We start from the raw sequence: 15,381 nt of genomic DNA, 5'->3' as shown, positions 1-15,381 counted from the left end.
TTGCACGGCCCGGATGTTCACCCTATTCTGAGTGTGTTGCGTCGATGCTCCCCTCATGGCTCGGCGCGATACGGTGCACTTCGGTGCACCTCCTCCCTGAACCTTGGCCACCTGGAGCATTGCTCCAGGTGGTTTTTTCTTGGGTGGTGCTTTCCGGAAGATCGAACGGCCCGGCAGCCGCCTGGGACGAGCCTACTCCGCCGCCATGCGCCAGCGGTCCGAATCGCCTTCGCGGCCCAGTTCCGCCACTTCCCCGGCAAGGCGCCGCACAAGGCCGGCCAGCACGTCTGTCATATCGTCCAGCCGCGGCCCCGGTTCGGTAAGGCTGCTGTCGAGATAGCTGCTGCGGTCCACTTCGATCTGCAGGCAATGGAGCCCGGCCTTGCGCGCGGCGTGACGTTCCAGAACGTAACCGCCCGCATAGGGACGATTGTGCGCGGACGGCATGCGCGACCTGCCCAGATATCCGAACGCCGCGCCTACCAGTTCGCCCGCGCAGGACGCGCCGAAGCGATCGCCCACCACGATCCTGGCGGCGGGTTCGGCTCCCCGTGCGCGCAGCGGCGGCATCGAATGAAGATCGATCAGCAAGGCCGCGCCCCATCTGTCGCGCAGCGCGGTCAGCGTCTCGCCCAGGACGCGGTGATAGGGCTCGTGGACGTCGTCGATGCGCGCGGACAGGTCCGCGCCGTCGATGCGCCGCTTCCACAGTTCGCCAAAGCCGGGCAGGCGGCGCGGCACCAGGCCCAGCCCGCCACGGGCGCGCCCGGCAAGTCCGGCGGTGGCGGTTCCGGGTGGCGGCGGCGTGCTGACCATCTCCCAATCGACATCGTCGGTCGCTCGGTTGAGGTCGATCATCGCGCGTGGCGCGTGGGCGACCAGCAGAGCCGCGCCGGTTTCATCGGCGATCCGCTTGCCCAGCACGTCCACATACCTGTCTTCCAGCCTCAGCCCCGCATGGGCGGGGTGGCGCATCCCTTCGATGAGCGACGGCGGATAGGCGCGCCCCGAATGCGGCACGGATACAAGCACGGGAATCGAAGAGGGATCATGAACGGTCAGGGTGAACGCGGGCGCGCCCGGCTGACCGGGAATGCGGCCACCCGCCGTGACGATTCGCGAATCGGGAGTGTCCTTGGCCCGGGAATCCATGATTTCCCTTGGTGCCCGTCCACAAGGAGTGTGTCAAAGTCGGTCAACGGGAAGATGGCCGGAGATTCTTAACCCGTTTCGGTGTATGGCCGTGTTTCCCCGGCGGAACGGGGTGAATTGCCCCCGTGGCGGGGCAATTGCATTGACGAACCGACAAAGCGAACTTGCAGGTAACCATGATCCGCATCTTGCTGGCAGAAGACGAAGAAGCGATGCGCACCTATCTTGCGCGCGCCCTGGAAAACGCAGGCTATGACGTTGTCGCGGTCGATCGCGGCACGGCGGCACTGCCCTATCTGGAAAGCCAGCACTTCGACCTTCTGCTTTCGGACATCGTGATGCCCGAGATGGACGGAATCGAACTGGCCCAGCATTGCGCAGAAGTCAGCCCGACGACCAAGGTGATGTTCATCACCGGCTTTGCCGCGGTAACGCTGAAGGCAAACCGCGAAGCGCCGCAGGCACGCGTGCTGTCAAAGCCGTTCCACCTGCGCGACCTCGTGCTTGAGGTAGAGCGCGTTTTTGCCGACGCGGCGGCTATCGGATCGGGAATCAACTGACCGGAATCGGGCCGGGCACGGTCCGCGCGCACAAGCGGCTTGCAAGGCGGCCAAGGCGAAGCTAAAGGGCTGCCTCTCGCCGGGCCTTGGCCCGCAGCGGGGATCCGGCTGGATCGGGCGTATAGCTCAGTGGTAGAGCACTATGTTGACATCGTAGGGGTCGCAAGTTCAATCCTTGCTACGCCCACCACCGGCCCCACAAAACGCAAAAAGGCCCCGCCAACGCGGGGCCTTTTCGTTTTCCGGCCCCATCGAAACGGGGCGCTGCGAAGCGGCGTTCAGGCGCCCTTCCAGTTGGGCTTGCGCTTTTCGGCAAAGGCCGCCGCGCCTTCGCGCGCGTCGCTGGATGAGAACACCGGGCCGATATAGGCGGCCTGCTTGTCCCACATGTTTTCTTCGGTCCAGTCGAACGATTCGCGCACGATCGCCTTGGACGCGATCAGGGCAAGCGGTCCGTTCTCGGCAATCTTCGCGGCAAGCGCCTTCGCCTCGCCGATCGCCGGGCCTTCGACCACGCGGTTGACGAAACCCAGTTCATAGGCCCGTGTGGCGTCGATGAAATCGCCGGTCAGCGCCAGTTCCATGGCGACTCGCGGCGGAATCTGGCGCGGCAGCTTGATCACGCCGCCCGCCGCCGCGACAAGGCCGCGCTTCGCTTCGGGAATGCCGAACTTCGACGTGCTGCTGGCCACGATCAGGTCGCAGGCCATCGCCAGTTCCATGCCGCCGGCCAGCGCATAGCCATCGACCGCGGCGATGACCGGTTTCTTGGGCGTCCACTGGGAAAGCCCGCCAAATCCGCGCCCTTCGATGGACGGCGATTCGCCGCGCAGGAACCCCTTGAGGTCCATGCCGGAACAGAACGTGCCGCCAGCACCCGTCAGGATGGCGCAGCGCAGGTCATTCTCCGCTTCCAGCCGGTCCATCGCCGCGGAAATGCCTTCGGCGGCGGCCTTGGTCATGGCGTTCTTGGCTTCGGGGCGGTTGATTGTGACGACAAGGACGTTGCCGTCGACCTCGGTCAGGACTTCTGCATCGCTCATGGCGAACCGTGCTCCTCTCTCGATTGCGGGTTGTTAATCGCTCGGTTAAGACACTTGGACTGCCTCCACCCCGCTGTCCAGAGCGAATTGCGCAAACAGGACCGCGCGCCTTGCGCCAAGGCGCGGGTTTGCTAAGGACGCACGCAAATCTCCCCGGGACTAAGACAGGATAGACATGGCCAAGATCAAGGTGAAGAACCCGGTCGTCGAACTCGACGGCGACGAAATGACCCGGATCATCTGGGAATGGATCCGTGAAAAGCTGATCCTCCCCTATCTCGACGTCGACCTGAAGTATTACGATCTCTCGGTCGAAAAGCGCGACGAAACGGATGACCGCATCACCGTGGACGCGGCGAACGCGATCAAGGAATACGGCGTAGGCGTGAAGTGCGCCACGATCACGCCCGACGAAGCCCGGGTCGAGGAATTCAAGCTCAAGAAGATGTGGAAGTCGCCCAACGGCACGATCCGCAACATCCTGGGCGGCGTGGTGTTCCGCGAACCCATCGTGATCGAGAACGTGCCCCGGCTGGTTCCGGGCTGGACCGATCCCATCGTGGTCGGCCGTCACGCTTTCGGCGACCAGTATCGCGCCACCGACACGCTGATCCCCGGCCCCGGCACGCTGCGGCTGGTGTTCGACGGCGACAACGGCGAAACGATCGACCTGGAAGTGTTCAAGTTCCCCAGCGCGGGCGTCGCGATGGCGATGTACAACCTCGACGATTCGATCCGCGACTTCGCGCGCGCTTCGATGAACTACGCGCTGAACCTGAAGTGGCCGCTGTACCTGTCCACCAAGAACACGATCATGAAAGCCTATGACGGGCGCTTCAAGGATCTGTTCCAGGAAGTGTTCGACACCGAAGGCTTCAAGGAAAAGTTCGCCGAAGCGGGCATCACCTACGAACACCGCCTGATCGACGACATGGTCGCCTCCGCGCTCAAGTGGTCGGGCAAGTTCGTGTGGGCGTGCAAGAACTATGACGGCGACGTTCAGTCGGACACCGTGGCGCAGGGCTTTGGCTCGCTGGGCCTGATGACCTCCGTGCTGATGACGCCCGACGGCAAGACCGTGGAAGCCGAAGCCGCGCACGGCACCGTCACCCGCCACTATCGCCAGCACCAGCAGGGCAAGGCGACCAGCACCAACCCGATCGCCAGCATCTTCGCCTGGACGCGCGGCCTGATGTATCGCGGGAAGTTCGACGATACGCCGGACGTGGTTCGCTTTGCCGAAACGCTGGAAAAGGTGTGCATCAAGGCGGTCGAAAACGGCAACATGACCAAGGATCTGGCGCTGCTGATCGGCCCGGACCAGGCATGGATGACCACCGAACAGTTCTTCCAGGCCATCGTCGACGGACTGGAAGCGGAAATGGCGAACTGGCAGTGAACTGGAAGCGGGGCATAATCGGTACGGTCGCGGCCCTGATCGCGGCCGGGCCGGTAATCGCCCCGCAGCTTCTGGCCTTCCCCTACAAGGCACATATCGGGGCGACCACCGTCTGGTCGGTCGCCCCGCTGCCCGATGCGCAGCTGCGCAAGGTGCTGGGCCGCGCCGACGCGCTGGTTGCGGCAAGCCCCATCGCGCGGATGCCTGAAGGCCGCCATGTGTTCCTGACGGGCGGCGGCTGGCGCTGGAGGTGGCTGGCGCTGGGCACGTCGGGCGCCTTCGCCCTGACCCGGCCGCTCAACGAAGCGGTGATCATGAACCGCAGCAACCTTGCCGCCGACCGCATCTTCAATGGCCTGTCGATCGGCGGGACGCGCACCCTGTCGGGCGTGATCGCGCACGAAACCTGCCACGGCATGGAACGCCGCCATTTCGGCCTGACGGTCGACGCGCGCAAGCCGGCATGGCTGCGCGAAGGCTATTGCGACTATGTCGCGCGCGAAAGCAGCCTGTCGGACAGCGACGTCGCGGCACTGAAGGCCAGGGGCAAGACGCACCCGGCCATGATCTATTATGAGGGCCGCCGCCGCGTGGCGCGCGAACTGGCGCAAGACGGCGGTTCGGTAGACGCGCTGTTCGCCGCCCACTGAACCGGCCACCGGCCGCTCCGGACCACTCCCGGTGAAACCTCGTGCCCGCTGCGGGGTTGGTTGCTAGACAGCGCCGACCAAGAGGAGAAACGATCCGCATGGCAACCGACAAGAAGCCCGCGCCGCGGCGCCGGACAAAACGCCCGGCAACCGCACGCAAGCCCGATGGCACCAAGGCCCGGCTGGAACTGCGCCAGGCGCGCAACGCCGACGTGCGCGGCATCTGGCAGTTGATCAAGCGCGCCTATGGAGACGGGCAGGATTACACGCAGGGCCAGATCGCGGGCCAGATCAACAACTTTCCCGAAGGCTGTTTCGTGGCCGTGCTGGACGGCGACGTGGTGGGATATTGCGCGTCGATGCAGATTTCGGGCGAAATCGCGCTGGAACCGCACAGCTGGGAAGAAATTACCGGCAACGGCTTCGGTTCGCGCCACGATCCCACTGGCGACTGGCTTTATGGCTATGAACTGGTGGTCGATCCCAAGGTGCGCGGGGCGCGCATCGGGCGGCGGTTGTATGAAGAACGCCGCGCGCTGGCGGAAGAGCGCGACCTTTCGGGCATTGCCTTCGGCGGCCGGATGCCCGGCCTTGCCCGCGCCCGCCGCAAGTTTCCCGATCCGCAGGATTACCTCGACGAAGTAATTGCCGGCAAACGCCACGATCCGGTTATCCGCTTCCACCTGGCCAACGGGTTTGAGCCGGTGGGAATCCTTGCCGACTACCTGCCGGAGGACAAGGCGAGCCGCGGCTTTGCCACGCACATGGTGTGGCGCAATCCCTATGTAGAGCGCGACAAGCCGGTGAAGATGCGCCTGCCGCGCGGCGTGGAAAGCGTGCGGCTTGCCACCTGCCAGATGCAGATGCGCGTGGTGAAGGACTTCGACGAGTTCATGCGCAACGTCGAATACTTCATCGACGTTGCCGCCGATTACGAGGCCGACTTCATCGTCTTCCCCGAAATGTTCACGCTGCAATTGCTGAGCTTCGAGGAGCGCGAGCTTTCGCCTGTCGAATCGGTCGAGGCGCTGAGCCGCTACACGCCGAAGATCCGCAAGGCGCTGGCCGAAATGGCGATGCGCTATAACGTCAACATCATCGGCGGATCGCACCCCACGCGCATGGACGATGGCGACATCCACAATGTGGCGATGGTGTGCCTGCGCGACGGTTCGGTGCACGAACAGGAAAAGATCCACCCCACGCCGGACGAACGCTATTGGTGGAACATCAAGGGCGGCGACAGCATCGACGTGATCCCCACCGACTGCGGACCGATCGGCGTGCTGATCTGCTATGACAGCGAATTCCCCGAACTCGCCCGGCGCCTGGTCGATGAAGGCGCGCGCATCATCTTCACCCCGTTCTGTACCGACAGCCGTCAGGGATACCTGCGCGTTCGCTATTGCTGCCAGGCGCGCGCGATCGAGAACCAGTGCTTCGTGGTGATGAGCGGCAACGTGGGCAACCTGCCCAACGTCGCAAACATGGACATCCAGTATGCGCAGAGCTGCATCCTGACGCCGTGCGATTTCCCTTTCGCGCGCGACGGGATCGCGGCAGAGGCAAGCGAAAACGTGGAGACGCTTACGGTCTGCGATGTGAACCTTGCGGACCTTAACTGGGCCCGCGCGGAAGGATCGGTGCGCAACCTGGCGGACCGGCGCTTCGACCTTTACCGCATCGACTGGGACGACCCGACCAAGAGCCACGCCGCCAGCCGTCCGCGCCCGACTGCAAAGCCGTTGCCGGGGCACGGGTAGAACCCTCCGCCGGGCGTTACGACCTTACAAGGCCGAACGAAAAAGGGGTGGACCGTGTGGTCCACCCCCAATCGATTACATGCCGTCAACGCTCTTGCTGACGAGGATGTTCACCGCAACGCGGCGGTTTTGCGCCCTGCCCGCGGCCGTGGAATTGTCAGCCGTCGGATCGGATTCCGCCATGCCGGTGGGAGTAAGCATGCGCCAGGGCTTCCAGCCACACTTCTGCTGGAGATAGTTGACCACGCGGCCCGCGCGGCGTTCGCTCAACACCTGGTTGTAATCCTCACTGCCGACCGAGTCGGTATAACCGACGACGAGCAGCAGGGCGTTGTCCATGCCGTCTGCCTGCGAAGCGGCCGCGCACAGGTCGCTCTGCGCCTTAGGCGACAGGTTCCACTTGCCGGTATCGAAGTAAACATCGGTCGTGCCCTTGATGTTGTACTTGTCGATATCGCCCATGCGCCCGCGCAGCGCCTCGGTTGCGGCGGCGTTCTTGTTGATCGCCGCGCCCTGCTGCGCGAACTGCTGCGACGTGCCGTTGCGGATCATCGTCGCGGTCTTGAGATCCTTGCTCTTCAGTTCGACCTTGCTTGCCAGCAGGCCGCCGCTCCACTGCACCGTCTTCACGGACACTGGCAGGCCGTTGAGCAGCGAATCCGCTGCCAGCTTGTCATGGTTCAACCCCAGGAATCCGCCACTGGACTTGATTTCGGTGGCGTCGCTGATGCCCAGCACGGTGTTGGTGCCGTCCTGGCTGGTGATCTGCATCTTGTGCCCGCTGCGCGCGGAAATGATGCCGTCGATCTCAGGCCCGTCGGGCATGCCCGAAAGGTCAGCCGGAATCTGGCCGTAGATGGTCGCCATCGGATCGGCGGATTGAGATTCGGCCGCTTGGGCCTGCGCCTGCGCCGCCGGCAGTTCACCGGTCTGCGCCTGCGCGGCGACACCCGCCGACATCGGCAACGCCAGCATGGCAACCGAAAGGAGGAATTTTGGCTTCTTGGAAAGGACACTCATATCGATACTCCCACAAACTACACCAGCCGGGCCTGCAAGACCGCGGCATTCGGACCGACTGCCCCCCCACTTGGCGTGTCCGGCTGTCAGCCCCCTTCAACTCGCTACGTAAGCAATGCAGCACAAATGCTGCACGTGAACGGCACGGGCGTCCTGTTTGCAGGCCCCTTTCTAGCACATGAACGCAATCGGCAATACCGCCCGTAGTGGCGTTAATAAGAGCCCCCGGTGCGATGAACCGTCAAATCAACGCACGCCATCGCCCCGTCCCTGCGGGTCCATGGGCGGCGATTTGCCGCGAAAGACGGCTGGAAGGGCCGCTCAACGCCGGGTGGAAATCGACCAGCCCCACGGCTTCAGCGTGCGCCGCGCACCGCCATCCGGCGCGAAAGTCTGGGCCACGCCGCTGACGTTCACCGCAACCGTCACCCGGTCGCGCCCGGCCACCCGGCGAAACGCGAACACGTGGTTGTTGCCGGTAGCGATCAGTTGCAGGTTGCCGGGCGTCAGCGGGTTCGCCAGGGCGGGATGCCGGTGCTTCAGCGCCAGCAGCCGCCGGTAGAGCGCGGCGCGGTGGAAGTCGTGCCAGTCGATCGGATCGCGGTCGAAGAACTTCAGCCGCTTGTCCAGCCCGCCTTCCTGCCCCGAATAGATCAGCGGCATCCCCGGCAGCGTTGCGGCAAGCACAGCCATCGCATCCGCGCCGTCGCCATATAGTTCCCTGTCGGTTCCGGCCCACGAATTCTCGTCATGGTCGCTGGTGAAGGTCATGCGATAGGCGCCCGCGGGAAAGCGCATCGCCGGATCGGTATAGAGCTTCGCAAGGTCGCGCGCGTCGGCCTTGCCCTGCGCCACGTTCACCATCGTGTGATAGAGCGTCCAGTCATAGGTCATGTCGAATGCGTGCATCTGAAGTGCGGGGGTTTCCGCCTCCGCCAGCATGAAGACCGGTTTCACCTTGTCGAGCGCGGTGCGCGCCTGTTCCCAGAAATCTGTCGGCACGGCCCAGGCCACGTCGCAGCGGAAACCGTCGATGCCGGTCTGCTTCACCCAGAAGGTCATCGCGTCGATCATGCCCTTGCGCACGGCGGGCCTGGAATAGTCCAGCCCGATCACATCCGCCCATACCTCGGTGTGGTGATCGTTGGGGTCGGTGTAATGATAGCCTTCAAGCTGCCCGTCAGCGCCGCGCTTGTACCAGTCGGGATGCTGCTTCACCCACACGTTGTCCCATCCGGTGTGGTTCGCCACCCAGTCTAGGATCACCTTGAAGCCCATGCGATGCGCGGTGGCGACGAGATGTTTGAAATCGTCCATGTCGCCGAATTCGGGATTGACCTTGTAATAGTCCTGCACCGCGTAATAGCTGCCGAGCGTTCCCTTGCGCTTTTCCTTGCTGATCGGATTGACGGGCATGATCCACAACACGTCCACGCCCATCCTGCGCAGGCGCGGCAGGCTTTTCTCGAAGGCGCGGAAGGTGCCTTCGGGCGTGTATTGCCGGATGTTGACCTCATAGATGTTGGCGTTGCGTGCCCATGCGGGATGGTGAACCGCGCTCACCCCTTGCGTTTCGGGCAATTGCGGTGCCGCGGTTGCCGGTGCGGCAAGCCCCAGCGCCATTGCGCCCGCCATCATTGCGCCAAGGATGTTTCGCCGTGCCATTCGTCTCTCCCGTGGGCTGCGTTTCGCGCCTTCGGCAGACCTAGCAAGCGATGTCGGTCCGGACAGGAGGTATTCGTATGCCCGGCGGCCGCTTGCCACAGGTGACAAGCACGACCGGCATGGCATAACCGTCTCTCATGGCCGCCGAATTCGCACCTTCCACCGCGCTGTCCGACGCGCTTGTCATCCTGGGCGCGGCCGGAATCGTGATCCCGGCCTTCGCGCGGCTGCGCATCACACCGGTGATCGGCTTCATCCTGGTCGGCCTCGCGGTCGGCCCCTATGGCCTCGGCGGCATGGTGGAGAGCCACCCGTGGCTTTCCTACATCACGATTACAGAGCCTGAGGCGATCACGCCCTTTGCCGAGTTCGGCATAATCCTGCTGCTGTTCGAAATCGGGCTGGAGCTGTCGTTCAATCGCCTTTGGGCGATGCGGCGCATGGTTTTCGGGCTGGGCGCGGCAGAGCTGCTGGGATCGGCGGCAATCATGGCCGCAGTGCTGATGATGCTGGGCGAATATACGGTGGGCGCGGTTGCACTGGGCCTTGCGCTGGCGCTGTCGTCCACCGCGCTGGTCCTGCCCATCGCGGGGGTGCAGAGCGCGGTGGGCCGCGCATCGCTTTCCATGCTGCTGTTCGAGGATATCGCACTGGTGCCGATCGTCTTCCTGCTGGGCGCGCTTGGGCCAGCGGCGGCGGCGGAAGGCGCGCCCAGCCTTACGGACACGCTGGTCGGCGGCTTGCTGGTGGTGCTGGCCATGCTTGTCTTCGGGCGCGTCTTGCTGCCCCGCCTGTTCGCGCAGGCTGCCCGGACCAAAAGCCCCGAACTGTTCCTGGCGGCCACGATGCTGGTCGTCATCGCCAGCGCGCTTGCCACCAGCGCGGTAGGCCTTTCGCCGATCATGGGCGCACTGCTGGCGGGGCTACTGATCGCGGAAACCGAATACCATACAGAGGTCGAGACGATCACGGCCCCGTTCAAGGGGCTGGCGCTGGGCGTGTTCCTGATCACAATCGGCATGGGCATAGACCTGCGGCTTGTGTGGGAGAACCGCTGGCTGCTGCTGGCGGGCGTTGGCGGCGTGGTCATCATCAAGGCCATCGTCACCGGCGTGCTGCTGCGCCTGACGGGTGCCGGACGCGGCACGACGGCGGAAACCGGCATCCTGATGTCCAGCCCTTCGGAAACCACGCTGATCGTGCTGGCCGCCGCGGCGGAAGCGCGGCTGATCCAGCCCGGCACCGCGCAGTTCTGGCAGATCGTGGCGGCCATCGGCCTTACCATCACGCCCCTGCTCGCCATCGCCGGGCGCGCGGTGGGGCGCAAGCTGGAGGGCGATGCGCAAGGCGCAATGCCGCCGACGGATGACGAGGCGGACGCGCAAGGGCGGGCCGTGATCCTGGGATACGGACGCATCGGCCGCCTGATCGGAGACATGTTGAGCGCGCACGGCCAACGATACGTGGCGATAGACAGCGCGCCGGAAATGGTCGCAAGCGGACGCAAGGCGGGTCGCCCGGTGCTGTTCGGTAACGTGCTGAACGATGCCCTGCTGGAAAAGCTGCATATCGCCGATGCACGCGCGGTGATCCTGACGATGGACGAGCCTGTGCTCGTCAGCCGCATCGTGAAGAAGCTGCGCGGCCTGTTTCCCGACCTGCCGATCATCGTGCGCGCGCGCGACAGCGTCCACGCCGCGGAACTTTATCGCAACGGCGCAAGCCAGGCCGTGCCCGAAGCGCTGGAAAGTTCGCTGCAACTGTCCGAAGCGGTGCTGGTCGACCTTGGGGTGCCGATGGGGCCGGTGATCGCATCGATCCACGAAAAGCGCGACGAATTCCGCGACCAGATCATGCGCGAAGGCGGGCTGAGCGAAAGACCCAAGCTGAAGAGCACCACCTTGCGACGTGAGGTGTGAAGATTCCTATCCCTTTCACAATCGGAATGGCCGCAAGGGATGAACCCCTCTGCCGCTAGCGCGGCTCGAACACGCTCCACCCGGTGCGCTGCACCAGCCGTTCCAGCGCAAGCGTGCCGAGCTGCGAATTGCCGCTGGGATTGAGGCCGGGCGACCATACCGCGATGCTCGCCACTCCGGGAACCACCGACAGGATGCCTCCGCCCACACCCGACTTGCCGGGAAGGCCCACACGAAAGGCGAAATCGCCCGAATTGTCATAATGGCCGCAGCTCATCATCAGCGCGTTGATGCGCCGCGCGCGGCTGGCCGTGACGATCGAGTGCCCGTCCACCCGCCCGCCGTCCATCAGGAAACGACCCGCCAAGGCAAGCTGGCGGCAGCTCATCGCCAGCGCGCAGAAATGGAAATAGGTGCCCAGCACCCGCTCCACCGGCGCGTGGATGTTGCCGAATGCGCGCATGTAATTGGCCAGCGCCCGGTTGCGGAAGCCGGTGTCCTGCTCTCCGCCCGCCACCGTCTCGTCTATGGCAATCGCATCGTCCCCGGACAGGGTCCGCACGAAGCGCAACATCTGGCCGATCGCCTCGCGCGGCTGATGCCGGCCCAGCAACACGTCGCACAGAACGATTGCGCCCGCGTTGATGAAGGGATTGCGCGGAATGCCGTGCTCCGTCTCAAGCTGGACTATGGAGTTGAACGGCGTTCCCGAAGGCTCGCGCCCCACGCGGTTCCACAACTGGTCGCCCACGGCGCCCAGCGCCAGCGTCAGCGCGAAGACCTTCGATATCGACTGGATCGAAAATGCCTCGTCCGCGTCGCCCGCGGAATGGATGGTGCCGTCCGCCATCACCACCGCGACGCCGAACTTGCTGTCGGGCACGCAGGCGAGCGGCGGAATATAGGAGGCGACGGTGCCGCGATCCTTGTGCGCGCGCATCTCCTCCGCGATTTCGGTCACGATGTTTTCGATATCGATCATGCCGTTTCCGATGGATGCTTGCGCGTGATGGCCTGCCTGCCGCGTGGAGAGGCTTCCTTCATTGCGGCAATGTGGCCGTCTGCCGCAAGGCCTCTCCCAGCGCCAGCGATGCCGCGGTCGCAAGGTTCAATGACCGGACCTCTGATCGCAGCGGAATGCGAACCCGCGCATCGCACAGATCGGCAACCGATGCGGGAACGCCCGCGCTTTCCTTGCCGAACAGCAGCACGTCGTCTGGCCGGTATTCGAAATCGTAGGCTGAATGGTTTGCCTTGGTCGTGAACAGCACCAGCCTGCGCGATCCCGTGGTCGCGCGGAAGGCATCGAACCCGGCATGGCGCGCGATGGTCACATGGTCGATATAGTCCATCGCGGCGCGACGGACGCGCCGGTCGTTCCAGATGAATCCCATCGGCTCTATCAGGTCGACCGCCGCGCCAAGGCACGCGCCAAGCCGCAGAACGGCGCCGACGTTCCCGGCAATCTCCGGTTCGAACAGGGCGATGCGCATGATCGGCTCCATCGCGGGCGGGCGGGCCTGCGCTAACCCGCCAGCGCCGCCTTCACCGCCGCGATGGCCTCGGCTCCCCTGGCGCCATCCGGGCCACCGCCCTGCGCCATGTCGGGACGGCCACCGCCGCCCTTGCCGCCCAGCGCTTCCACGCCCGCACGCACCAGATCGACTGCGCTTACCTTGCCCGTCAGGTCATCGGTCACGCCAACGGCAATGGCCGCCTTGCCTTCGCCCGCGGCAACGATTGCCGCGACGCCCGAACCCATGCGCTGCTTCGCCTGATCGATCAGCCCGCGCAATTCCTTCGCTTCGAGCCCTTCGATCACCTGGCCGGAAAACGTTACGCCGTTCACATTCTCGTCCGCCGCCTGTGCGGGGGCGCCGCCTCCGCCACCCAGCGCCAGCGCCTTTTTCGCTTCGGCCAGTTCGCGTTCCAGCTTCTTGCGCTCGTCAAGCAGGGTTGCGACGCGGCCTTCCACGTCCTCAGGCGTCGTGCGCAGCAGGCTGGCCGCGTGTTTCAGCGCGTCTTCGCGATGGACCAGCCACTGGCGCGCGGCCTCGCCGGTCAGCGCCTCGATCCGGCGCACGCCCGAACTGACCGCGCTTTCCGAAACGATGCGGAACAGGCCGATATCGCCGGTGGCGCGCACGTGGGTTCCTCCGCACAGTTCGACCGAATAGCTCTTGCCTTCGGTATCGCGGCCCATCGAAAGCACGCGCACCTCGTCGCCGTATTTCTCTCCGAACAGCGCCATCGCGCCAGCCGCAATCGCGTCATCTGGCGTCATCAGGCGCGTGCTGACCGGATCGTTCGCGCGGATTTCCGCGTTCACTTCGGCCTCGATCGCGGCGATGTCATCCGCCGTCAGGGCGGTCGGCTGCGAGAAGTCGAAGCGCAGGCGGTCCGCCGCGACCAGCGATCCCTTCTGCGTCACGTGGCCGCCCAGACGGTTGCGCAGCGCCGCGTGGACAAGGTGCGTGGCAGAGTGGTTGGCGCGAATCGCGTTGCGGCGTTCGACATCAACCGTCATGTGCACGGTGTCGCCCACCTTGATCGTCCCGCTTTCGACCCTGGCGTGATGCGCGTGGAGCCGGCCCAGCGGCTTCGACGTATCGGTTACTTCCAGATTCAGCCCGTCCCCGCCGGTGATCGTGCCGGTATCGCCGGTCTGCCCGCCGCTTTCGCCATAAAAAGGCGTCTGGTTGGTCAGCACCACGACCGTGTCGCCCGCGCCGGCGTTGTCCACTTCCTTGCCGTTCTTCACCAGAGCGACGACCTGTCCATCGCCGCTGACAGAGGTGTAGCCGGTGAACTCGGTCGCGCCTTCGCGTTCGGCGATATCGAACCACACCTCGCTGTCGGCGGCCTGCCCGCTGCCCTTCCATGCCGCGCGCGCAGCCGCCTTCTGCCGCGCCATCGCCGCGTCGAAGCCTTCGCGATCCACCGCAATCCCGCGAGAGCGCAGTGCATCTTCGGTCAGGTCGTAAGGGAACCCGTATGTGTCATAGAGCTTGAACGCGGTTTCGCCCGGAAGCTCTCCCCCGTCGCCCATTCCGGCGGTCGCTTCATCCAGCAGCTTCAACCCGTTCGCCAGCGTGCGACGGAACTGCACTTCCTCGCGCAGCAGCGTTTCCTCGATCAGCGCCTTGGCCCGGCCCAGTTCGGGATAGGCGGCGCCCATTTCGGTGACGAGCGCGGGCACCAGCCGGTGCATCAGCGGCTCTTGCGCGCCCAGCAGGTGCGCGTGGCGCATCGCGCGACGCATGATCCGGCGCAGCACGTATCCGCGCCCTTCGTTGCTGGGCAGAACGCCGTCGGCCAGCAAAAAGCTGGTTGAGCGCAGGTGATCGGCGATCACGCGGTGGCTGGCGGTTGCCTCGCCCTCGGCGGCAACGCCGGTCAGCGTTTCGGATGCAGAAATCAGGTGGCGGAACGTGTCGGTATCATAGTTGTCATGCACGCCCTGCAGCACGGCGGCGATACGCTCCAGCCCCATGCCGGTATCGATGCTGGGCTTGGGCAGGTCGCCGGTGATCTCGCCCGCCGCCTGCTCGAACTGCATGAAAACAAGGTTCCATATCTCGATGAAGCGGTCGCCGTCCTCGTCCGGGCTACCCGGAGGGCCACCCGGGATGCCTTCGCCGTGATCGAAGAAGATTTCGCTGCACGGGCCGCACGGGCCGTCATCGCCCATCGCCCAGAAGTTGTCCTTGGTGGCGATGCGGATGATCCGGTCTTCGGGCAGCCCGGCAATCTTCTTCCACAGCTCGAACGCCTCGTCGTCCGTGTGATAGACGGTGGCGAGCAGCTTTTCGGCCGGAAGCCCCCACTCCTTCGTCAGCAGCGTCCACGCGTGGTGGATCGCCTGCTCCTTGAAATAGTCGCCGAAGCTGAAGTTGCCCAGCATTTCGAAGAAGGTGTGGTGCCGCGCGGTATAGCCCACATTGTCGAGGTCGTTGTGCTTGCCGCCCGCGCGGACGCATTTCTGCGACGACGTGGCGCGCGGCGAAGGCGGCGTCTCAAGCCCCGTGAACACGTTCTTGAACGGCACCATCCCCGCGTTCACGAACATCAACGTGGGATCGTTATAGGGCACCAGCGGTGCGGACGGCACGATCTCGTGCCCGTTCTGGCCGAAATAGTCGAGGAAGGACCGGCGGATGTCGTTGGTCGAAATCATGCGGGGCGGATTAAGGGCAGTTCCGGCGCCTAA

Annotated in this window: 12 protein-coding genes and 1 tRNA gene; 6 read left to right on the top strand and 7 right to left on the bottom strand. The window is 64.8% G+C overall.

Features of this window, described 5'->3' with window-relative positions:
- Window positions 1–192: 192 nt before the first annotated feature.
- Window positions 193–1,152, bottom strand: coding sequence for an N-formylglutamate amidohydrolase (locus RXV95_RS05625; RefSeq protein WP_338468035.1), 960 nt, complete (start codon window positions 1,150–1,152; stop codon window positions 193–195).
- Between the two features lie 176 nt (window positions 1,153–1,328).
- Here RXV95_RS05625 and RXV95_RS05620 point away from each other — a divergent pair, with 176 nt between their 5' ends.
- Together RXV95_RS05620 and RXV95_RS05615 are read left to right on the top strand one after the other, a co-directional pair.
- On the top strand, window positions 1,329–1,712 hold the full coding sequence (locus RXV95_RS05620) for a response regulator (protein ID WP_338468034.1): 384 nt from the start codon (window positions 1,329–1,331) through the stop codon (window positions 1,710–1,712).
- A 115-nt stretch (window positions 1,713–1,827) separates the two neighbouring features.
- Window positions 1,828–1,902: transfer RNA gene (locus RXV95_RS05615), tRNA-Val, on the top strand.
- Window positions 1,903–1,990: 88 nt separating this feature from the next.
- Here RXV95_RS05615 and RXV95_RS05610 read toward each other — a convergent pair.
- Window positions 1,991–2,755, bottom strand: coding sequence for a crotonase/enoyl-CoA hydratase family protein (locus RXV95_RS05610; protein WP_338468033.1), 765 nt, complete (start codon window positions 2,753–2,755; stop codon window positions 1,991–1,993).
- A gap of 175 nt (window positions 2,756–2,930) precedes the next feature.
- Between RXV95_RS05610 and RXV95_RS05605 the strand changes: the two genes are divergently transcribed.
- The 3 genes from RXV95_RS05605 (at window position 2,931) to RXV95_RS05595 (ending at window position 6,567) form a co-directional block, all read left to right on the top strand.
- Window positions 2,931–4,154, top strand: coding sequence for an NADP-dependent isocitrate dehydrogenase (locus RXV95_RS05605; RefSeq protein ID WP_338468032.1), 1,224 nt, complete (start codon window positions 2,931–2,933; stop codon window positions 4,152–4,154).
- Window positions 4,151–4,804 carry a hypothetical protein gene (locus RXV95_RS05600; RefSeq protein WP_338468031.1) on the top strand — a complete coding sequence of 218 codons (654 nt, stop codon included), beginning with the start codon at window positions 4,151–4,153 and terminating at the stop codon, window positions 4,802–4,804. The genes RXV95_RS05605 and RXV95_RS05600 overlap by 4 nt, the downstream gene beginning before the upstream one ends.
- Before the next feature lie 98 nt (window positions 4,805–4,902).
- Complete coding sequence (locus RXV95_RS05595) at window positions 4,903–6,567, top strand: GNAT family N-acetyltransferase (protein WP_338468030.1); 1,665 nt, start codon at window positions 4,903–4,905, stop codon at window positions 6,565–6,567.
- A gap of 75 nt (window positions 6,568–6,642) precedes the next feature.
- Here RXV95_RS05595 and RXV95_RS05590 read toward each other — a convergent pair whose 3' ends face one another.
- Together RXV95_RS05590 and RXV95_RS05585 are read right to left on the bottom strand one after the other, a co-directional pair.
- Window positions 6,643–7,587, bottom strand: a complete 945-nt coding sequence (locus RXV95_RS05590) for an OmpA family protein (RefSeq protein ID WP_338468029.1) — start codon at window positions 7,585–7,587, stop codon at window positions 6,643–6,645.
- 321 nt (window positions 7,588–7,908) lie between these two features.
- The gene (locus tag RXV95_RS05585) at window positions 7,909–9,252 is read right to left on the bottom strand and encodes an alpha-amylase family glycosyl hydrolase (RefSeq protein ID WP_338468028.1); all 1,344 of its coding nucleotides are present in this window, start codon (window positions 9,250–9,252) and stop codon (window positions 7,909–7,911) included.
- Between the two features lie 137 nt (window positions 9,253–9,389).
- Here RXV95_RS05585 and RXV95_RS05580 point away from each other — a divergent pair, with 137 nt between their 5' ends.
- A complete protein-coding gene (locus RXV95_RS05580; RefSeq protein WP_338468027.1) occupies window positions 9,390–11,171 on the top strand; it encodes a cation:proton antiporter in 1,782 nt (593 codons plus the stop codon).
- Window positions 11,172–11,226: 55 nt separating this feature from the next.
- On the opposite strand, the gene RXV95_RS05575 is transcribed toward RXV95_RS05580, so the two are convergent.
- From RXV95_RS05575 to alaS, 3 genes are read right to left on the bottom strand one after another with little or no spacing between them, the layout of a single operon-like run.
- A complete protein-coding gene (locus RXV95_RS05575) occupies window positions 11,227–12,153 on the bottom strand; it encodes a glutaminase (protein ID WP_338468026.1) in 927 nt (308 codons plus the stop codon).
- Between the two features lie 58 nt (window positions 12,154–12,211).
- Complete coding sequence (locus RXV95_RS05570) at window positions 12,212–12,664, bottom strand: tRNA (cytidine(34)-2'-O)-methyltransferase (protein WP_338468025.1); 453 nt, start codon at window positions 12,662–12,664, stop codon at window positions 12,212–12,214.
- 32 nt (window positions 12,665–12,696) lie between these two features.
- The gene (gene alaS / locus RXV95_RS05565) at window positions 12,697–15,348 is read right to left on the bottom strand and encodes an alanine--tRNA ligase (protein WP_338468024.1); all 2,652 of its coding nucleotides are present in this window, start codon (window positions 15,346–15,348) and stop codon (window positions 12,697–12,699) included.
- Window positions 15,349–15,381: the final 33 nt, after the last annotated feature.

It is taken from the genome of Novosphingobium sp. ZN18A2 (assembly GCF_036784765.1).
GTDB lineage: Bacteria > Pseudomonadota > Alphaproteobacteria > Sphingomonadales > Sphingomonadaceae > Novosphingobium.
The sequence above is the reverse complement of the archived record's forward strand: the minus strand, read 5'-3'. Positions and strand labels throughout refer to the sequence as shown.